This window comes from Serratia sp. JSRIV002 (assembly GCF_019968725.1).
GTDB classification, from domain to species: domain Bacteria; phylum Pseudomonadota; class Gammaproteobacteria; order Enterobacterales; family Enterobacteriaceae; genus Chania; species Chania fonticola_B.
In genome coordinates, this window is record NZ_CP074143.1 from 642,178 (window position 1) to 667,219 (window position 25,042).

General features: G+C 56.6%; 20 protein-coding genes. 5 read left to right on the top strand and 15 right to left on the bottom strand.

Annotated features, from left to right (window positions below; genetic code table 11):
* Window positions 1–53: 53 nt before the first annotated feature.
* Window positions 54–941 carry a LysR family transcriptional regulator gene (locus KGP26_RS02895; protein ID WP_218519932.1) on the bottom strand — a complete coding sequence of 296 codons (888 nt, stop codon included), beginning with the start codon at window positions 939–941 and terminating at the stop codon, window positions 54–56.
* Window positions 942–1,045: 104 nt separating this feature from the next.
* On the opposite strand from KGP26_RS02895, the gene KGP26_RS02900 reads away from it, so the two are divergent.
* A complete protein-coding gene (locus KGP26_RS02900) occupies window positions 1,046–1,570 on the top strand; it encodes an NAD(P)H-dependent oxidoreductase (protein WP_179252830.1) in 525 nt (174 codons plus the stop codon).
* 192 nt (window positions 1,571–1,762) lie between these two features.
* Here the strand turns inward: KGP26_RS02900 and KGP26_RS02905 are convergent, their stop codons facing one another.
* The 4 genes from KGP26_RS02905 to treR all read right to left on the bottom strand — a co-directional run bounded on the left by KGP26_RS02905 (window position 1,763) and on the right by treR (window position 8,524).
* On the bottom strand, window positions 1,763–3,796 hold the full coding sequence (locus KGP26_RS02905; RefSeq protein ID WP_209524221.1) for a glycoside hydrolase family 3 N-terminal domain-containing protein: 2,034 nt from the start codon (window positions 3,794–3,796) through the stop codon (window positions 1,763–1,765).
* Window positions 3,797–4,287: 491 nt separating this feature from the next.
* The gene (treC, locus tag KGP26_RS02910; protein ID WP_209554800.1) at window positions 4,288–5,952 is read right to left on the bottom strand and encodes an alpha,alpha-phosphotrehalase; all 1,665 of its coding nucleotides are present in this window, start codon (window positions 5,950–5,952) and stop codon (window positions 4,288–4,290) included.
* Between the two features lie 18 nt (window positions 5,953–5,970).
* On the bottom strand, window positions 5,971–7,386 hold the full coding sequence (gene treB, locus KGP26_RS02915) for a PTS trehalose transporter subunit IIBC (protein ID WP_021179093.1): 1,416 nt from the start codon (window positions 7,384–7,386) through the stop codon (window positions 5,971–5,973).
* A gap of 190 nt (window positions 7,387–7,576) precedes the next feature.
* Complete coding sequence (treR, locus tag KGP26_RS02920; RefSeq protein ID WP_021807795.1) at window positions 7,577–8,524, bottom strand: trehalose operon repressor TreR; 948 nt, start codon at window positions 8,522–8,524, stop codon at window positions 7,577–7,579.
* Between the two features lie 412 nt (window positions 8,525–8,936).
* On the opposite strand from treR, the gene mgtA reads away from it, so the two are divergent.
* The 3 genes from mgtA to metC all read left to right on the top strand — a co-directional run bounded on the left by mgtA (window position 8,937) and on the right by metC (window position 15,516).
* Entirely contained in the window at window positions 8,937–11,645 is a 2,709-nt protein-coding gene (gene mgtA / locus KGP26_RS02925; protein ID WP_021807796.1) for a magnesium-translocating P-type ATPase, read from the top strand.
* Between the two features lie 155 nt (window positions 11,646–11,800).
* Window positions 11,801–14,194, top strand: coding sequence for a beta-N-acetylhexosaminidase (locus KGP26_RS02930; RefSeq protein WP_223664988.1), 2,394 nt, complete (start codon window positions 11,801–11,803; stop codon window positions 14,192–14,194).
* Window positions 14,195–14,328: 134 nt separating this feature from the next.
* Entirely contained in the window at window positions 14,329–15,516 is a 1,188-nt protein-coding gene (metC, locus tag KGP26_RS02935) for a cystathionine beta-lyase (protein WP_021807798.1), read from the top strand.
* 405 nt (window positions 15,517–15,921) lie between these two features.
* Here metC and ridA read toward each other — a convergent pair whose 3' ends face one another.
* The 10 genes from ridA to argF form a co-directional block, all read right to left on the bottom strand.
* On the bottom strand, window positions 15,922–16,308 hold the full coding sequence (gene ridA, locus KGP26_RS02940; RefSeq protein ID WP_021179099.1) for a 2-iminobutanoate/2-iminopropanoate deaminase: 387 nt from the start codon (window positions 16,306–16,308) through the stop codon (window positions 15,922–15,924).
* Window positions 16,309–16,444: 136 nt separating this feature from the next.
* The gene (gene pyrI, locus KGP26_RS02945) at window positions 16,445–16,909 is read right to left on the bottom strand and encodes an aspartate carbamoyltransferase regulatory subunit (RefSeq protein WP_021807800.1); all 465 of its coding nucleotides are present in this window, start codon (window positions 16,907–16,909) and stop codon (window positions 16,445–16,447) included.
* A gap of 12 nt (window positions 16,910–16,921) precedes the next feature.
* Entirely contained in the window at window positions 16,922–17,857 is a 936-nt protein-coding gene (pyrB, locus tag KGP26_RS02950) for an aspartate carbamoyltransferase (RefSeq protein ID WP_218519928.1), read from the bottom strand.
* Between the two features lie 77 nt (window positions 17,858–17,934).
* Window positions 17,935–18,213 (bottom strand): hypothetical protein, encoded by a 279-nt coding sequence (locus tag KGP26_RS02955; RefSeq protein WP_223664989.1) that lies wholly within the window; start codon window positions 18,211–18,213, stop codon window positions 17,935–17,937.
* Window positions 18,206–18,922 (bottom strand): ABC transporter ATP-binding protein, encoded by a 717-nt coding sequence (locus KGP26_RS02960; RefSeq protein WP_021807801.1) that lies wholly within the window; start codon window positions 18,920–18,922, stop codon window positions 18,206–18,208. Before KGP26_RS02960 ends, KGP26_RS02955 begins: the two co-directional genes overlap by 8 nt.
* Complete coding sequence (locus tag KGP26_RS02965) at window positions 18,909–19,745, bottom strand: ABC transporter ATP-binding protein (RefSeq protein ID WP_021807802.1); 837 nt, start codon at window positions 19,743–19,745, stop codon at window positions 18,909–18,911. Before KGP26_RS02965 ends, KGP26_RS02960 begins: the two co-directional genes overlap by 14 nt.
* On the bottom strand, window positions 19,738–20,559 hold the full coding sequence (locus KGP26_RS02970; RefSeq protein WP_371824932.1) for an ABC transporter permease: 822 nt from the start codon (window positions 20,557–20,559) through the stop codon (window positions 19,738–19,740). The genes KGP26_RS02965 and KGP26_RS02970 overlap by 8 nt, the downstream gene beginning before the upstream one ends.
* Window positions 20,556–21,608: an ABC transporter permease gene (locus KGP26_RS02975; RefSeq protein WP_223664990.1), complete on the bottom strand. Its 1,053-nt coding sequence runs from the start codon at window positions 21,606–21,608 to the stop codon at window positions 20,556–20,558. The genes KGP26_RS02970 and KGP26_RS02975 overlap by 4 nt, the downstream gene beginning before the upstream one ends.
* 11 nt (window positions 21,609–21,619) lie before the next feature.
* Window positions 21,620–23,188, bottom strand: coding sequence for an ABC transporter substrate-binding protein (locus tag KGP26_RS02980; protein ID WP_223664991.1), 1,569 nt, complete (start codon window positions 23,186–23,188; stop codon window positions 21,620–21,622).
* Window positions 23,189–23,407: 219 nt separating this feature from the next.
* Window positions 23,408–24,427 (bottom strand): ornithine carbamoyltransferase, encoded by a 1,020-nt coding sequence (argF, locus tag KGP26_RS02985; RefSeq protein WP_223664992.1) that lies wholly within the window; start codon window positions 24,425–24,427, stop codon window positions 23,408–23,410.
* A gap of 162 nt (window positions 24,428–24,589) precedes the next feature.
* Here argF and rraB point away from each other — a divergent pair, with 162 nt between their 5' ends.
* Window positions 24,590–25,015, top strand: a complete 426-nt coding sequence (gene rraB / locus KGP26_RS02990) for a ribonuclease E inhibitor RraB (protein ID WP_039995461.1) — start codon at window positions 24,590–24,592, stop codon at window positions 25,013–25,015.
* The last annotated feature ends 27 nt before the right edge of the window (window positions 25,016–25,042 follow it).

Below are 25,042 nucleotides of genomic sequence, written 5' to 3' on the forward strand. Positions count from 1 at the left end.
ATGCCGATTATCCGAAAGATCGTTAAAGCGTGATTGCGATCGCATCATGCCGGTTAGCGGCGAAAATGCGCCAGTAAAAAATCGACCCAGACACGCACCCGTGGCGGCAAATCTGCAGAGGCGTAGTAGAGCCAGATTTGCGTGGGTTTAGGCCAGTGATCTGGCAGCACCGGTAGCAATGTTCCCTGGGCAAAGTGCTGTTCCACATACCAGCGCGACAGGCAAGCAATGCCCAGCCCGGCCAGCGCGGAATCTAGCAACATCTCCGGGCTGCTGGCCGTCAGGCGGCCATGCAAATCCAGCGTTTTGTGTGCCAGAGGCCACTTTACATTACGCCCGGTGGCCGGATTGCGGTGCAGCAGGCAGCTATGTTGCAGCAGATCTGCCGGCACCTGCGGTGTGCCATGTTGGGCAAGGTAACCGGGGGCAGCGACCAAGAGCATCTGCATCGCGTAGAGCGGTCGTGCTACCAGCCGGCTATCGGGATCGACCTGGCTGCCGATGCCCACATCAAAGCCTTCACCAACGAGATTCACCACCCGGGCATCCAGTGACAGATCCAGATCGATCATCGGGTAGCGTTGTAAAAACTCAGGGATCAGCGGCATCAGTACCTGGCGGCCAAAGCCTGGGATCATGCTGACGCGCACGCTACCGGCGGGAGGGAGTTGTGTGCCCCCAGCCAGCTCTAACGTGGCGGTCAGCGCTTGCCATAGCGGTGCCACCTGTTGCAACAGGGCTTTGCCTTCGTCAGTCAGCACCACGCTGTGGGTGTTACGTTGGAACAGCCGCAGCGCCAGCTTCTCTTCCAGCACGCGGATATTCTTGCTGATCGCCGCTGGCGTCACGCCCAGCTGGCGTGCAGCAGCGGAGAAGTTCTCTGTCTGAGCGGCGCTGAGAAACGCCGGTAACAGGCGGTGCACGTCAATTGGCAGCGACATAGTGGTTGATACTTTAGGTTGAAGTTAATGTGACTGTTTACAGACTACACCGGAAACGGAGGAAATGAAAAAATGGCTTACTTTCGATAAACAAGGATTTCCCCATGTCGCGTATTTTAGTGTTGACCGCCCACCGTTACCCCGACGAATCCCGCATCAATAAGGCGCTGATCGAGGCGCTGCGTCCTTTACCTAACGTCACCGTGCATGAATTGATGCGCGTTTACCCGGACTACCAGATTGATGTGGCCCGCGAGCAGGAACTGCTGCAAGCGCACGATGTGGTAGTGATGCTGTTTCCGTTTTATTGGTACAGCTCACCGGCGATCCTCAGCGAATGGCAGGATGCGGTATTAACCCACGGTTTCGCCTATGGCAGCGAAGGCACCCAACTGCAGGGTAAGCCTTTGCAACTGGTGGTCAGCACCGGGGGCAACGCGCAGGCCTATTCACCGGCGGGCTATAACCGCTATCCGGTAGCCGACCTGCTGCGGCCGTTTAACGCCGTCGCCAATCTGACCGGCATGGATTATTTGCCGCCGCACCTGGTGCAGGGCGTATTTGATATGAGCGATGAGAAGCTGGCAGAGGAAGCGGCGGACGTAGTGAAGCTGGTGAAAAGTTTTTGAGTTCGGGGACATCCTGAACACTTAACACCGAAGTTTGCTGCTCGGTGTTAAGTGTGGCAACTGTTTGATAACCCGTCTCCCTGTGGGAGGGGACCGATCGAGCGTGTTTGCTGAGGTTATCGCTTTACTACCAAACGAGCAGGGGCTATCAGCTCCCTCTCCCTTTGGGAGAGGGTTGGGGTGAGGGCCGTATTACAGAATACCCGCGCCGATTGGGAACAGAGGATCGACAGAATCGTGCGCCACGTCCTCTTTCTGATCCAGCACCGCCTGCCAGCTGGATGGCAGCTCAAACGGTAACTTACCCTGTGCCTTGCTCTTGCCGGTGATCACATCCAGCACCGCCTCATCGGATGCGCCAAAGTTGGCCAGCAGTACGTCGGTTTTATCCACGATGTTGGTCAGGATCGCCGGACGATCGAGGTAAACGGAAATCACCGTTGGCAGGTTGAGCGCCTTCACCTGTTTGATCAGTCTATAGTCTTCACTGCCGCTGTAAGTGCCAGCTTTCTGATCCAGCACCACGGTTTCGGCATCGTCAAAGCCCAGCTGACCAAAGTTGACCGAAACGCCAAACGGGTAGTGCGGATCGTTCTGATGCGGCGTATCGACTCGCAGGATGGCGATCTCCGCCTCTTCCGGCGTAGCGACGACTTCCAGCCCATAGCGTGCCGCCACGGTAGCGTTGACGTTATGCAGGAACACCTTTTTGCCGCTCAGCGCCAATGGCAGCAGGGAATTATTATTCTGCAACAGGATCTGCGCACGGCGCTGTGCGTCATCCCCTTGCTGTTGGAATTCGGCGTTACCGACGATTTTCACCGCTTTGGCTTCGTCCACGTAAGGTTTCTCAAACAACCCCAGCTCAAACTTCTGCTGCAAAATACGTGTGACGGAAGCGTCGATGGCGGCGATCGGCAGCTGTTGCTGATTGATGGCTTCTATCAGATCGCTAGGATCGCTGGTACCGCCGAACTGATCGATACCGGCTTCCACCGCTTTCACTACGCGTTCCTGGCGGGTGAGATTCTCAACGCCCCACGACATGCCGATCCCGGCAGCCCAAGGCGAGACTCCGGCGGCGATGTCGGCATCGCTGATGCCGGTGGCGCATTTACCTTCGCAGCTTTCCAGGATGCCCCAGTCACTCAGCACTACGCCGGTAAAGCCAAAGCGGCCACGCAGCATCTCGGTCAACACCTGCTTGTTAAAGCCAAAGCCTACTTCTTCAATCAGCTGATCCTTGTACCACAGGTTGATCGGTTGGCCGTAATAGGGCATCACCGAGGCCACATTGGCGGCAAATGCCCCTTCGAACGGTACAAGGTGGTATTCCAGATTATCGCCCGGATAGACCTGCTCTTTGCCAAAGATATTGTGCGGATCCAACCCGCCAAGCTGTGGACCGCCACCGGCAAAGTGTTTTACTACGGTGATGACGCTGTCTTGGGTCAGGCCTTTGTCACCATGCTGGAAGCCTTCGATATAGGCTTGCACCTGGCGTTTGGCGAGCTGGTTATCCTCGCCGAAGGTACCGTTGATGCGGCCCCAGCGCGGTTCGGTGGCAAGGTCGGCCTGCGGTGATAACGCCATATGGATCCCAACGGCCCGATACTCCTGACGGGCGATATCACCAAAGGTTTTGGACAGTGCCGTATCATCGATTGCCGCCAGGCCGAGCGGCTCTGGCCATTGTGAGAAACTGCCTGCCGCGACGCTGGTGGCATTCGGATCGTTAACGAAGTGGTTGCGTGGGTCGGTACTGATGGTCACTGGAATACCGAGGCGAGACTTCTCGGCCATTTCCTGCAGCGCATTGTTATCGGCGGAAATATGCTGTGGATCGCCCGCCATGCGGGTAATGAAGGTGTTGACGAAGCGTTGGTTCACATCTTCTTCGGCGGCGCTGATATCGACGCGGCCAGCACCATCGAGGCCAATGGTACCATGCATCATGGCACCGGCTTTTTCTTCCACGTTCATGCGGGCGGTCAGATCGCGGGCGCGGGTGGCGCTATCAAGACGCCAGTCTTCATAAGGGTCTAGCTGGCCGTTTTTATTCAGATCTTTAAATTTCAGCCCATCGACGGTAAGCGTGGGAATATTTCTGCTCTCCAGCTCCGCCTGATTACTCGGAGTAATCTGGGTGTCATTATTGTCACAGCCGGTCAATCCGGCGGCGAATAAACCACTGACTATAAATATCGACTTCCTTTTGATGGTCATAAAGAGTGCTCCATTTCACGAGAGGTAAAAAGGCCGATGGGAAAAATCAGTCTGGTGGTTTAATTAAAATAGTTATATTTATTATTTAGTTATGTTTTTAATCTGGTTTTAACCTATTATTGCATGTTTTTTTTACAGCGTGAAATAAATCTATTTGCAATTTGGGATATCCTTCACATTTTAATCTTGGATGCAGATCTTTTTACGCCTGAAATAGCGTAATAATGATTTGGGAAGAAATATAGGTGAGTTAAGTGTAATTGTGCCGGGTGACTTATTTATACGGGGAATAATAAAGGTCAGGTACTACGTGTTTAATATATGATTCAATGGCAGGGCGTTGCGGTTAGATCCGCTGCCTTTTGGCCTCTGCCTGGCGCTGAGTCACAGAGGAAGTGTTCTCAGCGCCAATTTCATTGTTCAAGCCATACAAAATCATGATTTTTAAAAAGATTATGTATTGGTTGTAGCAAACAACTCCCGGTGACCCATCAGGACTCCAGCAGCCACCAACTTGCTTCGAAAGGCCGCAAAACTCCGGCCCGTGGCTGCTCGGCAGCATCCATATAGTTGCTAATCAGCGGTCGCCACAGTTCAGAAAACTCAACGCCGGCGGCATCCCATGCCAAAGGTTCGTGGCTCAGGTTCGCAACGACCAGCAACCGTTGCCCATTCCAACTCCGTTGATAACACCACAATGCCGGGTGAGCCGGGGCCAGATCCTGATAGTCACCGTGAGTCAGCAGCGGATACTGCTTGCGCAGGGCGATCAGATGGCGATAAGCGTAAAACACCGAATCCCGATCGGCCAATGCTGCCGTGGCATTAATCTGCGGGTAGTTCTCTGCACAGGCAATCCAAGGTGTACCGGTGGTGAAGCCAGCGTGGGCTGTTGCGTCCCACTGCATCGGCGTACGACCATTGTCCCGTGATTTGCTGGCCAGAATAGCCAACAGTTCGTCTTGGTTTCTTCCCTGAGCCAGCAGTTCGGCGTACATATTCAGGCTTTCCACATCGCGATAGCTTTCGATTTGCTGGAAGCCCGGATTGGTCATGCCGATCTCTTCACCCTGATAGATATACGGCGTGCCCTGCATACCGTGCAGCACCATTGCCAGCATCTTGGCTGCGGTGACTCGCAGTTCGCCCTCGTCGCCAAAGCGCGAAACGATGCGCGGCTGGTCGTGATTACACCAGAACAGCGCGTTCCAGGCGCGGTTATGCATGCCTTGCTGCCAGTGGTGGAAAATCTGCTTCAACTCGACGTAATCCGGCGCGGCCAGCGTCCACTTCTGCCCGTTGGCATAGTCTACTTTCAGATGGTGGAAGTTGAAGGTCATCGACAGCTCGGCACCGCTTTGCGCCGCATACTGTTGGCAATGCTCCAGCGAGGTTGAAGACATCTCGCCCACGGTCATCAGGCCGCGTGGCTGAAACACGTCGCGGCTCATCTCTTGCAAAAACTCGTGAATGCGCGGGCCGTCGGTGTAGAAACGGCGGCCATCGCCTTGGCTATCGCTTGGGAAGTCCTGCTGTTTGGACACCAGGTTGATTACGTCAAGACGCAGCCCGTCCACGCCTTTATCTGCCCAGAACTGGCACACCTTTTTCAGCTCTTCGCGTACCGGCGGGTGCTCCCAGTTCAGGTCGGCCTGCTCGGTAGCAAACAGGTGCAGGTAATATTGGCCGCTGTCGGCATGCCATTGCCAGGCGCTACCACCAAATTTGGAACGCCAGTTGTTGGGCAAGGCATCACCTTCGCCATCGCGCCAGATGTAGAACTGGCGTAGCGGGCTGGCAGGATCCTGCGCGGCCTTAAACCACGGATGCTCGGTGGAGGTGTGGTTAAACACCATATCCATTACGATGCGGATCTTGCGCTGATGGGCCTGCGCCACCAGGTGTTCGAAGTCGGCCATGGTGCCGTAGGCCGGATCGATGGCGCAGTAATCGGCGACGTCGTAGCCATTATCGACCTGGGGCGAGACATAGACCGGCGTCAGCCAAATGGCATCGACGCCCAGTTCCTGCAAGTAGTCCAGCCGTTGTGTCACCCCAGCCAGATCGCCATAGCCGTTACCGGTGCTGTCCTGGAAGCTCTTCGGATAGATTTGATAAATAACGCCGTTCTGCCACCAAGGGATGATATTGCTCATAAAAAAATACCTTTCAGTTTAAACCGGTAACTCGCCGCGGCTCGCTTTGCGTTTGTAAACCATCATGGTCAACAGCAGCGGGATCACTACGGCCACCAGGATAGCTACGGAGTAGATCAGCCAGAACTGCGGTTGGATAGACAGGATGCCCGGCAGGCCGCCCACGCCGATGCCGTTGGCCATCACGCCGGTCAGGCCACAAATCAAGCCTGCGAAGGCGGAGCCGATCATCGCGCACAGCATAGGGAAGCGATATTTCAGGTTGATACCGTACATAGCCGGCTCGGTCACGCCGAGGTAGGCGGAGATGGCGGCCGGTACGGAAATTTCACGTTCGTTGGCCTTGCGGCTGACGATGATGATGCCCAGCACCGCCGAGGCTTGCGCGATATTGGACAGGGCAATCAGTGGCCAGACTGGCGTGCCGCCCATGCTTTGGATCATCTGCATATCGATGGCCAGCGTGGTCTGATGCACCCCGGTGATCACCAACGGTGCATACAGGAAGCCAAACAGTGCCGCGCCGATTGGGGCAAAACTACCGGTCATCACCCACTTCACCGCCCAGGCTACGCCATCACCGATCATGCGGCCAAACGGACCGATCAGCGTGTGTGCCAAGAACACGGCCAGCAGCAGAGAAACCACCGGCACCACCACCAGATACAGATAATCCGGCACGATCTTTTTCAGACGGGTTTCGATCCAGCCCAGCGCCATACCGGCGAGGATCGACGGGATCACCTGCGCCTGATAGCCCACTTTCTCAATGGTGAACCAGCCAAAGTTCCACACTTCCGGCACTTGCTGGCCGAGCAGGTAGGAGTTCATCAACTGCGGGGAGACCAGGGTGATCCCCATCACGATGCCGAGCACCGGGGTACCGCCCATCTTCTTCACCGTTGACCAACAGATGGCCACCGGCAGGAACATAAAGATGGCCTCGCCCAATAGCCACAGGAAGTCGTAAATGGTTTTCCAGGCGGGGTGCATCTGGGCCAGCGTTTGGCCGCCGGACATCGGGATATCGCCGATCACGTTGCGGAAACCCAGGATCAAACCGCCGCTGATCAGGGCTGGCAGCAGCGGGAAGAAGATCTCGGCGAAGTGGGAGATGCCACGTTCAAACCAGGTCATATTCTGGCGGGCGGCCAGCTTGGCCTGTTCTTTATCGGCTTCGTTGATGCCGGTGGCAGCGATTAACGCCTGATAGTAATCACCGACTTCGGGGCCGATCACCACCTGGAACTGCCCGGCGTTGGTGAAGCAGCCTTTGACCATGCGCAACTGCTCAATCTCTTTCGGCTTGGCCTTGGCGGGATCGTTAAGGACGAAACGCAGGCGGGTAATGCAGTGGCTGACGGTGGCGATATTCTCGCGGCCACCCACCAGCACGATCAGGCGATCGATGTCCTGCTGCTGAACTTTGCTCATTATGGCACCTTTGTTATCAGTGAGGCTCAGAGGTATTGATGTTTTTAAGCTTAGTCACTTGGCCGTGGTTATTAAATGGGAACGTTCCCAACTTGCGGTAAGGATCACAAAACGAACAAGAAAGCCTCAGGTAGCGTCACAACGAATGCTGGCTACGATACGAAGGGGGCGCCGCATGGTGCGCCCGTTGTCAGGCAAGTTTGCAGGGGATAATGATTTGGCGGATGCTCAGTTCACCACTCAACTGGCCCAGCAGTTGAAGGGCCGCCTGCTGCCCAGCGGTGCCATAACCTAATTCAACGGAAAATGTCTCTGGGAACAAGAAGTTGAGCATCGGAGTGTTACCGATGGCGCACACCTGGATCGGCGTAATCTGTTGCTGTTGCAGGTACTTCATCGCACCTAGCGCGATGGTATCGGAGGCGCACACCAGCGCGGTGGTTTGCGGTTCAATCACGTTGGCGGCCTGTTGGAAGCCGCTCTGATAGCTCAGTTCTCCCAGCGCCACGACCGGTGAGATCTTCTGTTCGCGACAGGTATCCAGATAGGCCTGATGACGACGCATCCCGGTGGTGGCATCGGACTCCTGTACGCCAAGGTAGCTGATATGGCTATGACCCTGCTTGCGTAAGCGCTGCATCAGCAGTTTCACGGCTCCTTCATCGTCATAACAAACGGAGGAGATCCCCGGATATTCGCGGGCGACTACCACCATCTTTTCCTGCCATGGTTTGAGCATGTCAGCGGTCAGGCCGGTAAAGCCGAACAGGATCACGCCATCGACGTTGCGCTGGCGCAGTACGTTGAGGTGCTCCTCTACCAGCCGGGTTTCAAACTGGCTTTCCATCACGATCGGATCGAAGCCCTGCTGATACAGCAGCGGCAGCATGGTGCGCACGGCCTGATTTTCCGAAGGGGAATCCAGACGGGAAACGATAATGGCGACCACTTTGTCGCTCTGGCCGCGCATGGCTCGCGCCGATTTTGATGGGGTAAACCCCTGGCTGCGGATCACCGCCTCCACCCGTTCACGGGTTTGCGGGCTTACGCTGCCTTCGTTATTCATCACGCGTGAGACGGTAGACTTGCCTACCCCGCTCAGGCGGGCGATATCCTTGATTGTCAGCCGGTTTTGCATGGTTTACTTATCGTTTAGGTTATGAGGCTTAAACTTACAACATCCCACTTATGCTCGCTACCATAGCGCATTTTAACGCGCGGATCTTGGTGCGCAGCCCATAGTGTTGCAAAACGGAATGGCCGCCTTTGCCGTTCCCACTTTTTCTTTGACCTGAGGTAAATCCCTGAATGGATCCTGATCCGAGCCCCGACACTACTCATTCGGTTCCCCGGTAAAACCTCTCCGCTCTGCGTTGCTGTTTTACCGGTTTAGGTAAGCAGCGGCACTTGTTCGATAGTTCGCCTCTGTTGTGATTGAAAATCAGTGATCTGCTCCGGCGGAGGATTTTTGGCGCGTCCGAAAATCAAGCCAGCGAGCCGATCCGCCGTTCACCCACTGCCGTGAGGCGCTGGGCAATGAGGTGCGAACGATGAAATTAAAACAAATCCCCCGTCGGCTGCTGGGTCTGCTCAGCCGCAATTTGCCACGCCGTCTGGTGCGGCGTGATGCGCTGTTGGAAAGCGTCAGTGGATCGGCGCAAGAGTTGCCTGCCGGTTTGGCGCAACAACGTCTGGAATGTGCCGCCGCCAGCGCGATGCAACTGTATGAGCGTTTCAACAGCCACCCGGAAGGCATCACCGAGCAGGAAGCAGAAACCGCCCGCGGCCAGTTTGGTAGCAACACCATCGAAAACCAGCTTGCTGAAAGTTGGTGGAAGCATTTGTGGCACTGCTACAGCAACCCGTTCAATCTGCTGCTGACCGTACTGGGGCTGATTTCCTACGCCACCGAAGATCTGATTGCCGCGCTGGTGATTGGGCTGATGGTGCTGATCTCCACGTTACTGCATTTTATCCAGGAAGCCCGCTCCAACAAGGCGGCGGACGCGCTGAAGGCTATGGTCAGCAACACCGCAACGGTGTACCGCAGCGATGCGCATACCGGTAAAAGCGAGCATAGCGAACTGCCGATCTCACAGTTGGTGCCGGGCGATATCATCAAGCTATCGGCTGGGGATATGATCCCGGCGGATCTGCGGTTGTTGTCTGCCAAGGATCTGTTTATCAGCCAGGCAGCGTTGACCGGTGAGTCACTGCCGGTAGAAAAAGTGGCAGATCCCCGTAGCCAGGTGAGCGATCCGTTGGAGTGCCAAAACCTGTGCTTCATGGGCACCAACGTCGTTAGCGGTACCGCGCTGGCCATGGTGATCGGCACCGGCAGCGAAACCTACTTCGGCCAGTTGGCACAGCGGGTGACCAGCCAGGATGAGCAGCCCAACGCCTTCCAGGCCGGTATCAGCAAAGTAAGCTGGCTGTTGATCCGCTTCATGCTGGTGATGACGCCGATCGTGCTGCTGATTAACGGCTTTACCAAAGGCGACTGGTGGGAAGCGGCGCTGTTTGCGCTCTCGGTGGCCGTGGGGCTGACGCCGGAAATGCTGCCGATGATCGTCACCTCTACTTTGGCGAAAGGGGCGGTCAAGCTGTCGCGCCAGAAGGTGATCGTCAAACGTCTGGACGCGATCCAGAACTTTGGCGCGATGGATATACTGTGCACCGATAAAACCGGCACGCTGACTCAGGACAAAATTGTGCTGGAGCGCCATACCGACGTGTTTGGTGCTAACAGCGAGCGGGTGCTGCGCTACGCCTGGCTGAATAGCTTCTACCAGACCGGGCTGAAAAACCTGCTGGATGTGGCGGTGCTGACCTGTGCCGACGAAAGCCAGCAGCCGGACGCGTTGCAGCATTACCGCAAAGTGGACGAGATCCCGTTCGATTTCGAACGTCGCCGCATGTCGGTAGTCGTTGCCAAAGAGGCGCAATACCACGAGCTAATCTGTAAGGGCGCACTGGAAGAGATGCTGTCGATCTGTAGCCACGTGCGGCAGGGAGATGAAGTGATCCCGCTCAGTGAAGCGCTGCTGGCGCGTATCCGCCGTGTTACCGACGAGCTGAACCAGCAAGGGCTGCGCGTGGTGGCGGTGGCCAACAAGATCCTGCCAGCGACGGATCATGAGTATGGCGTGGCGGATGAATCGGATCTGATCCTCGAAGGCTATATCGCCTTCCTCGATCCGCCGAAGGAGAGCACCGCACCGGCGTTGGCTGCGCTGAAAAAGAATGGTGTAACCGTCAAAATCCTCACCGGCGACAACGAACTGGTCGCCGCCAAGGTGTGTAAGGACGTGGGGCTGGATGCGGAGCATATCCTGCGTGGCAGCGAGATCGAACTGATGGATGACGCCACGCTGGTCGCCGCGGCGGCGCGTACCACGGTGTTTGCCAAGCTGACGCCGCTGCACAAAGAGCGCATCGTCCAACTGCTGCGTAAGCAGGGCCACGTGGTGGGCTTTATGGGTGACGGTATCAACGATGCCCCGGCACTGCGTGCAGCGGATATCGGTATTTCGGTAGATTCTGCAGTGGATATCGCCAAGGAAGCGGCAGATATCATCCTGTTGGAAAAAAGCCTGATGGTGCTGGAGCAGGGGGTGATCGAAGGCCGCCGCACCTTTGCCAACATGCTGAAATACATCAAGATGACTGCCAGCTCCAACTTCGGTAACGTCTTCAGCGTGCTGATCGCCAGCGCCTTTTTACCCTTCCTGCCGATGTTGCCGCTGCATCTGTTGATCCAGAACCTGCTGTACGATATTTCGCAGATTGCCATCCCGTTCGATAACGTCGATGACGATCAGATCACCAAGCCACAGCGTTGGAACTCTGGCGATCTGGGGCGCTTTATGGTGTTCTTTGGGCCGATCAGCTCGATCTTTGACGTGCTGACCTTTGCCCTGATGTGGTACGTGTTCCAGGCCAATACGCCGGAAATGCAGACGCTGTTCCAGTCCGGCTGGTTTGTGGAAGGACTGCTGTCGCAGACGCTGATCGTCCATATGATCCGTACGCGCAAAATTCCGTTTATCCAGAGCCGCCCATCCTGGCCGCTGTGCGTGATGACGTTGGCGGTGATCGCAGTCGGTATCGGCCTGACCTTCTCGCCGCTGGCGGGCTTCCTGCAGCTGCAGGCGTTGCCGCTGAGCTATTTCCCTTGGCTGGTGCTGATCCTGGCGGGTTACATGGTGCTGACCCAGTGCGTGAAAGGCTGGTTTGTCCGCCGGTATGGCTGGCAGTAATTTTGCTGGTGGTGAGGTGAGGAGGGAAATCTCCTCACCACCAAATCAATTTGTGATCCATCGCACCGTTTTGCCCCTGCGGTTGGACATCTCCCTCCGGCTCGGTCTTTATCTACTTCCTTGGCTAGATTGATTTTTCCTCTGAGGAATTTCCGATGCACAAACCCTTCAGTTATACGCTACTGGCTTCTTCGCTGTTATTTTCCCTTAATGCGCTGGCTAAACCGGCTGGCGATCTGCCGCTGATGCCCTGGCCGCAGCAGGTTGAGTTAGCTCAGCCGCAAGGCAAGCTGGTGCTGGATTACCGCTTATCGTTCAACGTTCAGGGCGATGACTTGAGCGAAGCGCAGGCTCGCTGGCGCGATCGCCTGGAACGGCAAACCGGTTGGACGTTGGCCCCACAGGGCGAGAAAAACCAGGCGGCAACGATCAACATCATCATCAAACACCAGGTTGCAGCCCAGCCGTTACCGGATAGCGATGAGAGCTACCAGCTCAAGGTGACATCGCAGGGCGCGACGCTGACGGCCAACACTCGCTTCGGTGCGCTACGCGGCATGGAAACGCTGCTGCAACTGGTGCAGACCGACGGTGAAAACACTTTCATGCCGCAGGTGTTTATTACCGACGTCCCGCGTTTCCCTTGGCGCGGCGTGCTGCTGGATTCGGCGCGCCATTTCCTGCCGGTCGAGGATATTCTGCGCCAGCTTGATGGCATGGCGGCCGCTAAACTCAACGTATTCCACTGGCATCTAACCGACGATCAGGGCTGGCGCTTTGCTTCCGAGCACTATCCAAAGCTACAGCAACTGGCCAGTGACGGTCATTTCTACACCCGTGAACAGATGCAGCAGGTAGTCGCCTATGCCACGGCGCGGGGTATCCGGGTGGTGCCAGAAATCGATCTTCCGGGCCATGCTTCTACCATTGCCGTTGCCTACCCAGAGCTGCTCAGCGCGCTGGGGCCGTATCAGATGGAACGCCACTGGGGTGTCCACAAGCCCACGCTCGATCCTTCGAACGACCAGGTTTATCAGTTTGTCGACAGCATCATCGGCGAATTGGTGGCGATCTTCCCCGATCCTTACTTGCATATCGGTGGGGATGAGGTGGATGCCACCCAGTGGAAAGAGTCCAAAACCATCCAGGCGTTTATGCAGCAGAACCAGCTGGCGGATGCCCATGCGCTGCAGGCTTTCTTCAACCAGAAGCTGGAAAAGATCCTCGAAAAGCATCAGCGCCGCATGGTGGGTTGGGATGAGATTTACCATCCGACCTTGCCGCGCACCATCGTGATCCAATCCTGGCGTGGGCCAGATTCGCTAGGGGCCAGCGCCCAGGATGGCTATCAAGGCATTCTCTCCACCGGTTTCTATCTCGATCAGCCGCACAGCACCGCCTACCACTATCGCAATGAAATTTTGCCGCAGCCGCTGGGGGTAGATACCAACGTGCAGGCGGGGGAGCAGGCGCAGAGCTGGCAGTTCAGCATGCCGCGTTTCAAGGGGAGCCCGGTGGAAGGCACCTTCACGCTGATCGAAGGCAAGCAGGGATGGCGTGGCTTTATCGATTTCAAAGACAAATCGCGCCGTGCTGTACGGGATATCGAGTGGCGTACGCCAGAACAGGTGACCTTCCGCATTGATACCTGGATGGGTGACACACGTCCGGTATTTACTTTGCAGCAGGACCAATTGAGCGGTTACACGCTGGTGGGCAACGTGCGCTACCCAACCAGCGGCAGTAAATTGACGGCGATCCCGGCGGGCGTGATGCCGGTGGTGCCGGATGAGCAGCATCAGGCCAATATTCTGGGGGGCGAAGCCGCCTTCTGGGCGGAAAACATCCGCGCACCGGTGCTCGATCTCAAGCTGTGGCCAAGAACCTTTGCCGTAGCGGAACGTATGTGGTCGGCCAAGGATGTGACCAACGAGGACAATATGTACCAACGCCTGGCGGCGATAGATGCCTGGTCGGTGGTGTCTGTTGGCCTGCAACAGCACGCTGAAACGGCGCGCGAGTTTACCCGCTTAGCTAACAGCGTCGATATCACCCCATTGCAGGTCTTGGCCGAAGCGGTGGAGCCGGGGCAGTATTACACCCGTCAGCACCTGAAGTTCAAGGCAGGTAATTACCATCAATTTGAGCCGCTGAACCGCTTTGCCGATGCCATCCCACCGGAAAGTGCGGCGGTACGCGATCTCGATCAGCAGGTGGCGTTGTTGCTCAAAGACAAGAACCATCGGGCAGCGGCGGAGGCGATCCGTGAACGTCTGCAACGCTGGCAACGTAACGGTGCACCGGTGAAGCAGGTGATAGCCGGTAACGTGGTGATGAAGGATTTGGCACCGGTGGTACAGGATGTCAGCGCGTTGGCCGATCTGGGCTTGATGCTGTTGGAACGCTATCAGCAAGGGAAGCCTTTGAGTAAAGACGAGGCGGAACAGGCTCAGCAACAGTTGGGTGCGGCAGCACAGATCCGGGATGAAGTGGTGATTGCGGCGGTGTACCCGCTGGAAACGCTGTTGCGCGCCGTAAAGGTGCAATAATCCTGACAGGGGATGGCCGCTATTGCCGTCCCCGTTGCTTTCCTTGGTGAGAGCTTTATCGTTATCAAGCTTCAGCTTGAAAGGTGAAGGATATCGCTCTACTTTATTGATTGACGATAAATAGCAGGCAGATTATGACAGCTAAAAAAATAGAAACCGCCCTGGTCACCGCTGGCCGTAAGCCTCGATTCACCCAAGGATCGGTCAACCCGGTGATCCAACGCGCCTCTTCCTTAACCTTTGATACGGTGAAGGCCAAAAAGTTTGCCACCGCCAACCGTGCTAAAGGTGAGCTATTCTACGGGCGTCGCGGCACCCTGACGCATTTCTCATTCCAGGACGCGATGGCCGAGCTGGAAGGCGGGGTAGGCTGCTCGCTTTACCCTTGTGGGGCGGCGGCTGTCACTAATGCTATCCTGGCGTTTGTTGCCAGTGGCGATCATATCCTGATGACCGGAGCCGCCTATGAGCCGACGCAGGATTTCTGCAACAAGATCCTGAGCAAGCTGGGCGTGGCAACCACCTATTATGACCCGCTGATCGGTGCCGGGATTGCCGAGTTGATCCAGCCCAATACCAAAGTGCTGTTCCTTGAATCTCCTAGCTCTATTACCATGGAAGTTCAGGACGTTCCGGCGATGGTGAAGGCTGCTCGGGCCGTGAACCCAGATATCGTCATCATGATTGATAACACCTGGGCGGCGGGCATTCTGTTCAAGGCGCTGGATTTTGGCGTGGATATCTCTATTCAGGCCGGAACCAAATACATCATTGGCCATTCCGACGCCATGTTGGGTACCGCCGTGTCGAACGCTCGTTGCTGGGACCAACTGCGTGAAAACTCCTACCTGATGGGGCAAATGGCCGACGCGGATACCGCCTATAACGGTAGCCGTGGCCTGAGAACGCTGGGTGTGCGCCTCAAGCAGCATGAGATCAGCAGTATCGCCATTGCCGAATGGTTGGCGGCGCGGCCAGAGGTGGAGCGGGTCAACCATCCGGCGCTGCCTTCTTGTAAAGGGCATGAATTCTTCCAGCGGGATTTCAGCGGTAGCTGCGGGTTATTCTCTTTTGTGCTGAAAGCACGGCTGACCAATGAGCAGGTTGCCCACTATCTGGACCATTTTGAGCATTTCAGCATGGCCTATTCGTGGGGCGGGTTTGAATCGCTGATCCTGGCCAACCAGCCGGAAGAATTGAACGAGATCCGCCCGGCAGCCAAGGTGGACTTTAGCGGCACATTAGTGCGTGTTCATATTGGTTTTGAGAATATTGACGACCTGATCGCCGATCTGGAAGCGGGCTTTGCGCGTCTGAAGTGACCCCTCACCCTAACCCTCTCCCACAGGGAGAGGGGACCTAACGTGCCACAGATTGGACTTTGTGCCCGACGATAGCGACAGCGCTGAACGAACCACAATTTTACTCCCGCACTCGACTACAAGACCGATCTGGCTCCCTAACTTTAGGAAGGGGGACGGAACATGTCACAGATTGACTCCTACACCTGACAACAGCACTGAACTGGCTCCCTCTCCTTGGGGAGAGGGTTGGGGTGAGGGAGAACGCACCTTGGTCAAACCAGAACATTTGACGAGCTTGTAGAACCCATCTAACCCGTGGTTTTGAACGAGAGTGATTTTGCGGATGAATGTTTCAGATTGATGATGATGAAAAAACAAACGGCCAGCAAAGGCTGGCCGCATTCGATCGTACCGGGTTGCCGATTAACGGCGAACGGCGATGGCTTCGATCTCGATTTTCACGTCTTTTGGCAAACGTGCCACTTCAACGCAAGAACGCGCTGGGAACGAGGCGTTGTGCTCGGTGAAGAACGCTTCATAGGCCGCGTTAACGGTAGCGAAGTCGTTGAGGTCTTTGACGAAAACGGTAGTTTTAACGATGTCGCCCACTTTCAGGCCTGCGGCTTCCACGATCGCCTTCACGTTGGCCAATGACTGGCGCGCCTGAGCGGCAACGTCATCGGGTACGGCACCGGTTTTCGGATCGACCGGGATCTGGCCGGAGGTGATGATCATGCTGCCCAGGTCAACGCCCTGCACGTAAGGACCAATGGCGGCTGGCGCGAGTTCAGTGCTGATATTACGTGACATTTTTTCTCCTGATATCCTGTTGTTGTTCAAACGGCGAGTCGGCCCGCCGTAAACTCACATGGACGCAGCATGCAGCGCCCCTACGACGCACCATTATAAAGGGTGCCCGCCAGATTGACAGCGCCACCCCCCAATTTTAGTCCGTCTGTAACACCACCTGATGATCGAACTCTTTCTCGCAGTAACGGCACTTCAGGTGCACTTCCCCAGCATGGGATTTGACGCTGAAACTGGAGGCCACCGGCTCGCTACGGCTGATGCAGTTGCTGTTCGGGCAGGTCAGTACGCCGTCGATATGATCCGGCAGGCTGAGCGTCAGCTTGCGCACCACTTCATAGTTATCGATACGGTTGACCGTAGCCTTGGGCGCGTACATCGCCAGCTGGTTGGCCTGCTGCTCGGTCAGGAAGGTGTTCTCGATCTTGATCAAATCCTTGCGGCCCAGCTCTTTGGAGGGCAGGTTCAGGCCGATGGTGATGCGCTGATCGGTGGCGGTCAGTTTGAACAGCGAGAGCAGCTTAAAGCCGATTTGCGCCGGAATATGGTCGATTACCGTGCCGCACTTGATCGCTTCAACCTGGAGTTTGTTATCGTGAGTCATGACGGTTCCCCCTTAAAGAGCCAATTCTGCGTTTAAAACCAGTGCCAACAGCGCCTGACGGGCGTAAATACCGTTGCCTGCCTGTTGGAAATAGTGGGCATACGGTGTCTTGTCCACCTCAATGGCAATCTCGTCGATGCGCGGCAGCGGATGCAGCACCTTCATGTTGTCCCGGGCTCCGGCCAAGTCAGACGCACGCAGGATGAACTGCGCCTTCACGTTGGCGTATTCGGAAGGATCCAGGCGCTCTTTCTGCACGCGGGTCATATACAGAATATCCAGTTCCGGCACCACTTCTTCAATGCTGTTGTGGCGGCTGTAGGAGATGCCTTTTTCGTCCAGCATCTTCAGGATATAGCTCGGCATTGCCAGGGCGTCTGGCGCGATGAAGAAGAAGTGGTTCCCTTCATATTTTGCCAGCGCCTGGGTGAGTGAATGCACGGTGCGGCCATATTTCAGGTCGCCGACCATGGCGATATTGATATTGCTCAGGCGGCCCTGGGTTTCCTGGATGGTGAACAGATCCAGCAGCGTTTGGGTTGGGTGCTGGTTCGAGCCGTCACCGGCATTCAACACCGGGATCCCGCCAGAGAATTCAGCGGCCAGACGGGAAGCGCCTTCCTGCGGATGACGCATCACAATGGCATCAACGTAGGTGCTGATCACCGAGATGGTATCGGCCAGCGTTTCGCCCTTTTTGCCGAGGGAGGTGTTGCTGCTGTCGGAGAAGCCGACCACCGAAGCCCCCAGGCGCTGGATGGCGGTCTCAAACGACAGGCGGGTACGCGTAGACGCTTCAAAGAAGCAACTGGCGATCACCAGGTGTTTGAGCAGCTCCGGCTGCGGGTAAGCTTTCAGGCTGGCGGCGGTGCTGAGCACCAGCTCCAGATCTTCACGGCTGAGATCGTTAATAGAGATGATGTTCTTGCGATACAGCGGATTGGCCATGTTCACTCTCCTCGACTCTTGCCCTTGACGCGGGGCTTTTCAATGTAATAGCAATGCTTTGGACAAAAAAAAGCCCCTCAACGAGGGGCTTTAAATGATGGTTCATGCAACAGGGGAAATAACGGCAGTTGCCCGCCGATTGGCTGGCGGTCTTGTCGAGTGTGGCGAACAAAACAAAGCTCGTTTTTCATGCTTTCTCCTGGCAAATTGTCGCGCATTATACTCGCGCTTTTTTTCTCTGCAAGGGTAAAAACACCACTTTTTGCGATTTCGCAATCGATTGGCTTGATGATTACCGCTGCGAGTAGAACTTGGTGTCTGGTTGTTTGACCATGTTGCCGGTAGCGCTTAATCATGCATATGCTCACCGGCCTGTAAGGCAGCCCGGTCGTAATGCTGCACGATGTGGCCGTTTTCCATCAGGGCGGCGCGTTCGGACATATGGGCTATCACGTCGCCGTCGTGACTGACCAGCAGATAGGTCATGCCATGCTCGCGTTTGAGATGGTTGAGCAGGTTGAGGATCTCAGCCTGTACTGACATATCCAGCGCCGAGGTGGGCTCATCCAACAGCAGAAGCTTAGGCCGCAGCAGCAAGGCACGGGCGATAGCAACGCGCTGGCGCTGGCCACCGGAAAGCTGGTGGGGATAACGCTGTGCCGTGGCCGCGCTCAGCCCTACCTGCCGCAAGGCTTCGTCAATCCGCGCCGTAATGTGTTTCTCACCATGGATCTTCAACGGTTCACCCAGCGTACGGGCAATCTGATGCTGCGGGTGCAGCGAAGCGTAAGGATCTTGAAACACCATCTGCACGTCGCGGCGTAATTGGCCGGTGAAGCGTTGTTGTGGTTGCAGAGGCTGGCCGAGCAAGCGAACTTCTCCGCGCCATTCACGTTGCAAACCGGCCAGCACGCGCAGCACGGTAGATTTGCCGCAGCCTGAAGCCCCAATCAGGCTGAAGGTTTCCCCCGCCTCAACGCCAAAACTGACCGACTCCACAGCGATCTTATGGCCGTTGCCCTGTGGGAAGCTGACCTGCAAATTTTCAATTTCAATCAGCGCCATGTTCGCTCCGGGTAAAATCGATGCTGCGATCCAGCACCGGCAGATCCTGGCCGTAGGTGCTGGCATTGGGGCGGCAGGCCCACAGCGTGCGAGTGTAAGGATGAGTGGCTAGTGGCAGGTTGGCCGCGATCCCCTGATCCACCAGCTTGCCCTGATACATCACCAATACCCGGTCGCAGCGCTCGGCCACCAGCGGCAGATCGTGGCTGATCAGCAACAGCCCCATGTTACGCCGCGTGGTTTGTTCGACGATCAGATCGAGGATCTGATTACGCAATCTGGCATCCAGCGCCGAGGTTGGCTCATCGGCAATCAGCAGTTGCGGATCGTTGACCAGCGCAATCGCCAACATGGCACGTTGCCCCATGCCGCCGGAAAGCTGGCCGGGGTAGCTGTGATAAAGGCTCTCCGGTAAGCCGACGGCGGCCAGTGAGTTCAGCACCCGCTCATGGCGATCGGCCCGGGTTAGTGCGTTATGCAGCACCAGGGATTCTTCGATCTGCTTCCCGATACTGCGCACCGGATTCAATGCGTAGCGCGGATCTTGCAGCACCATGGCAATTTTGGCGCCGCGTACCTCGTTCCATTGGCGTGGCTGAAGCTTCAATAAATCGGTCTCACGATAGTGCAGCTTATCGGCGGTGACGATGCCCGGTTTACGCACCAGCCCCATCAGGGCGCGGGCGGTCATGGATTTGCCAGAGCCGGATTCCCCCACCAGCGCCACTTTCTCCCGGCCAATGCTGAAAGAAAGGTTATCCACTACCTTGTGGCCGTTAAATTCGATACTCAGGTTCTGTGCTGTCAGCAGTGGTTCAGTCATGATGCGGATCCAGTAAGTCGCGCAGGCCGTCGCCCAGCAGGTTAAACGCCAGGCTGCTGATCAGGATCGCACAGCCAGGGATCGCGGCGATCCACCACTGATCGAAGATCACTTGCATCCCGTCGGCTACCATCGATCCCCATTCCGCCATCGGCGGTCGTGCACCCAGCCCCAGGAACCCCAGACCGGCAGCGGCCAGAATAATCCCCGCCAGATCCAAAGCCAGGCGAACGACGGCAGAGGGCAGGCACATGGGCAGAATATGGCCCCACAGCAGGCGCGGGCCCTGAATACCCATCATCTCGGCGGCGGCCAGGTAGTCACTTTTACGCAGCAGTTGGATCTCGGCTCTGGCCTGGCGAGCATAGGCGGGCCAGGTGGTGAGCGCCAACGCCAACGCACCGTTGACCAGCCCAGGGCCGAGCATCGCCACAAAGGCGAAGGCCAGGATCAGTCGTGGCATCGACATCACCACGTCGGTAAAACGCATCAGCACGCGCTCCAGCCAGCCGCCGTAATAGCCGGATAGCACGCCAATCAGCAGGCCGAGCGGCAGGGTGATGGCCGTGACCAACAGCACTAGCCCAAGGGTTGGTCGGGTGCCGTAGATCAGGCGGGAAAGGACGTCGCGGCCATAGCTGTCGGTGCCGAGCCAATGGCCCGCTCCCGGCGGTAATAGGCGGTTGGCGGCGTTTTGCCAGTTGGGATCGACCGGTGCCAACCAAGGTGCGAACAGCGCTATCAGCACCAGTACCAGCAGAATGGTGGCTCCGCAGGTGGCGGAGGGCGAACGTTTAAGTAGCGTCATAGTCATTGGCGCGCCCTCGGATCAAGCAGGCGCACCAGCAGGTCAGTGAAATTGTTGATAATCACAAAGCACAGGCCGATCAGCAGCGTACCACCCATGATGGCGGTGGTGTCCCCGGCAAACAGCGCGGTGGTCAGATAGCGGCCAATGCCCGGCCAGGAGAACACGGTTTCGGTCAGAACCGCGCCCTCCAGCATGCTGGTATAGGCAAGAGCGATTACCGTCAGCAGGGTGCCGCTGATGTTGGGCAGCACGTGGCGAAACATGATGCGCATCTCGCTGGCCCCTTTGGCGCGTGCCAGGGTGATGTACTCTTTATTTAGTTCGCTCAGGCAGGCGGAACGGGTCAGGCGGGTAATGCTGGCCAACGAATAATAGGCCAGCAGGCAGACCGGCAGCACCAGATGTGCCAACGCATTGCGCACGGCCCCCGCATCGCCGGAAAGCCAGGTATCAATCAGCGCGAAGCCGGTTTTGGCCTCCACGGTGTATTGGTAGATATCGTCCAACCGCCCCGGCCCGGCGCTCCACTGTAGCTTGGCGTAGAACAGCAACAGCATCAGCAGCCCCAGCCAGAAGATGGGTACCGAGTTGCCGAGCAGGGTAATAAAGCGCACGCCGATATCCAGCTTGCTGCCGGCAAAACGCGCACACAAGATGCCAGCAAGCACGCCGAGCGGGGCACCAATCACCAACGAGAGTGTGGCCAGTTCCAGCGTGGCCGGGAAGGCATGCAGCAGATCCTGCAACACTGGCTGGCCGGTGGCGCTGGCGGTGCCGAGATCGCCATGGGCCAGCCGCTCCAGATAGTGCCAGAACTGCACCGGCAAAGCGCGATCCAGGCCAAGCTGCTGTTTTACCTGCTCATAGGTGGCAGCGCTGGCGTGATCGCCGACGATCTGCAACACGCGATCTACTGGCGACAGCGCAGACAGTAAGAAGGTGATCAACAACAGGCCGAACAGGGTCAGCGCCAGCGTGAGCAGCCCCTGCGCCAATCCCCAAAGACGACGCCGGGCATTGCTTCCCAGCGTGGATTTTATTGCTACCGACATGGCAATCCTGATTATTTGCTAACGCGATCGTAATAGACCATATCCGCATTCAGGCCCTGTTGATAGCCTTTGACGTTATCGCGCAGCACCACCTGCGTTTTGGCCTGATCGATAAACACATACGGCGAGCTACGCTGCAATTCCTGCTGCATGGCGGTATACAGCGCGGTGCGTTTGGCCGGCTCGGCTTCTGCGACGGCTGCCAGCGTTTGTTTGCTCAACTCAGGGATCTGCCAGCTGTTCAGCCCGGCCACCGTGCTGCTTTTGCCATCGTTATAGGCGAAGGCGCTGGCGTTGGAGTGCGCATCGAAGTAATCCGGGATCCACAGGCGGATCGCTGCCTGATGCTGCTTGGCGCGTACGCGGGCATAGACCTGGCTACCGGCTGCTGGCAACAGATCGAGCTTCACGCCACCCTGGGCAAAGCTGGCCTGTAGCGACTGGGCGATGGTGATGAACGGCGGTTTGTTTTCCACGTCCAGCGTCAGGCTGGCGTTGGTGATGCCAGCTTTTTCCAGGATCGCCCTGGCCTTGGCCGGATCGAAGCTGAACGGGTTATCTTCCAGCGCTCCCGGTAGGCCGACCGGCAGGAAGCTTTGATGGACGAAGTATTGTCCTTTCAGCAGATCCTTGGTGATGCCCTGATAATCTACCAGATAGCGGGCTGCTTCCCAGAAGGCCGGATTTTTCAGCAGCGGGTTGGCGGTATTTCCGGTGTTGAACACCAGATAGTTCTGCTCGGCGGAAGGGATTTCCAGCACCTTCACACCCGCCTGGCTTTTCAGCGCGGCGGTTTGATCCGGGCCGAGTTCACGCGCCACGTCGGCATCCCCTTGCTGGATCAGCAGGCGGCGCGCGCTTGGGTCTGGCACGTTTTTGATAATGATGTTGCTTAGCAGTGGCTTATCGCCCGGTGAAGTTGGGTTGGCATCCAGCACGATCGCCTGGTGCGGCTGGTAAACCCGCATCTTGAACGGGCCGCTGCCCGCAGAGTGCATCTTCAACCAGGCGTTGCCGAAATCGTCACTCTTCACGTTAGGCTGCACGGCTTTGCTGTCGACGATTGAGGCGATCGGCGTCGAGAGGATATTCAGGGCCACCGCCGGGCTGACGTCTGCCGTCCAGCTCAGTTGCACGGTATGGTCGTCAATCTTCTTCAGCTGCTTTTCGATATTGTCTGGCTGCCAGCCGAGCACGTTGAGGATAAATGCTGGTGACTTGTTCATCTTCACTGCGCGGGTATAAGAGAAAATCACGTCGTCGGCGGTCAGCGGGTTACCGGAGGAAAACGCTGCCTGTGGGCGCAGCTTGACCGTCAGGGTCTTGGCGGCGGCATCATCCTTCCAGCTTTCAGCCAGCACCGGGATCACCTTGGCCGGATTATCACGATCGGCCTGCACCAGACGCTGATAGAGGCTGGGCACGGTCTGGATGCTGGAGAGCTCATTGGCCTCCGCCGGATCCAGGCTGACGATATCATCCAGTGATTGCACCACCACCAGCGTATTCGGCGGCGTGGCGGCCAGTGCAGTGGTGGAGAGGGCGGCAAGAATAAACAGCGGCAAGACTTTGGCTTTCATAGACGTTTTCCCTTGAATGTACCGGTAAACCAGAACGGAGAGGAGGTTGTTCTCATTGTTTTTTACGGCATTTCCGCCGCCAGAATGCCACGGTAGAACGTTGGTAAAAAACAGGCAAAGGCCAAGAAGTTATTTGATATGACGAAAAAGACTATAGAGCCAGAAGGGGGGATTAACCAGAAAAACCCTTCATTAAGAAGGGTTTTTGGGAAGGGCGATTTACAGGGTTTTGCTCAGCGTGGCGACCATCACGGCCTTAATGGTGTGCAGGCGGTTCTCTGCCTGATCGAACACGATGCTGTGCTCCGACTCGAACACCTCGTTGGTCACTTCCATACCGCCGTGCATGTCATACTGCTCGGCCATCTGTCTACCCAACGTGGTTTGATCGTCATGGAATGCTGGCAGGCAGTGCAGGAACTTCACCTGCGGGTTGCCGGTCAGTTTCACCATTGCCATATTCACCTGATACGGTCTGAGCAGGGCAATCCGCTCCTGCCAGACTTCTTTAGCTTCTCCCATCGAGACCCAAACGTCGGTATACAGGAAATCGGCACCTTGCACGCCTTCGGCAATATCTTCCGTCAGGGTGATTTTGCCACCGGTCTGCTGTGCCAGCGCCTGGCATTCAGCAACTAGCTCGGCTTGCGGCCAACAGGCTTTTGGCGCGACCAACCGCAGATCCATGCCCACCAGCGCGGCGGCTTCCAACAGGGTATTGCCCATATTGTTACGTGCATCGCCAATGTAGGCGAATTTCACCTCGCTCAACGCTTTCCCCGGCAGGTGTTCACGCACGGTGAGCAAATCTGCCAGCAGCTGGGTGGGGTGGAACTCATTGGTCAGGCCATTCCAGACTGGTACGCCAGCGTGTTCTGCCAAGGTTTCCACCAGGCACTGACCAAAACCGCGATATTGAATACCGTCGTACATCCGGCCCAGCACGCGGGCGGTGTCTTTCATCGACTCTTTATGGCCGATCTGGCTGCCGCTTGGGCCAAGGTAGGTCACCTGAGCGCCCTGATCGAATGCGGCAACTTCGAAAGAGCATCGGGTACGGGTGGAGTCTTTTTCGAAGATGAGCGCAATGTTCTTGCCTTGCAGATGGCGGGTTTCCTGGCCTTGCTTCTTGGCCTGCTTCAAATTGGCGGCCAACTGCAACAAGGACTGGATCTCACTGGGGGTAAAATCCATTAATCTCAAAAAGTGACGACTGTAGAACGGGTTCATCTGGCTCATCTCCGTAAATCCCTATCGTTTTGATTGAATTTAAATTCACTTTATATGTATGAATATTCAATTTCAACCCCAAGGCAGAAATCTTTCACGTTTATCGTGGCAGCGGTGACAGCGGTGTGTGAAAATAGAAGTAACGAAGCCCATTTTATTGAGGATAGAGGCATGGCAAACCGCGAATTGCTGGAAGAACAACGTGAAGAGACCCGCCTGATCATCGAAGAACTGCTGGAAGACGGCAGCGATCCGGATGCGCTCTACACCATCGAGCACCATTTCTCTGCCGAAAAGTTTGACGTTTTGGAGCAGGCCGCCGTGGAAGCCTTCAAGTTGGGCTACGAAGTGACCGATGCCGAAGAGCTGGAAGTGGAAGATGGCTCCATGGTGATGTGCTGTGACGTGATCAGCGAAGTTGCGCTGAATGCCGAGCTGATCGACAGCCAGGTAGAACAACTGGTGGCACTGGCAGAAAAATGCGGTGTCAATTACGACGGTTGGGGCACCTACTATGAAGATCCGAACGGTGAAGAAGGCGACGACGAAGAAGACGGCGACTTTATCGATGAAGACGACGACGGCAAACGTCATTAATTAAATCCTGTGGGCTGGTGCAAGCTG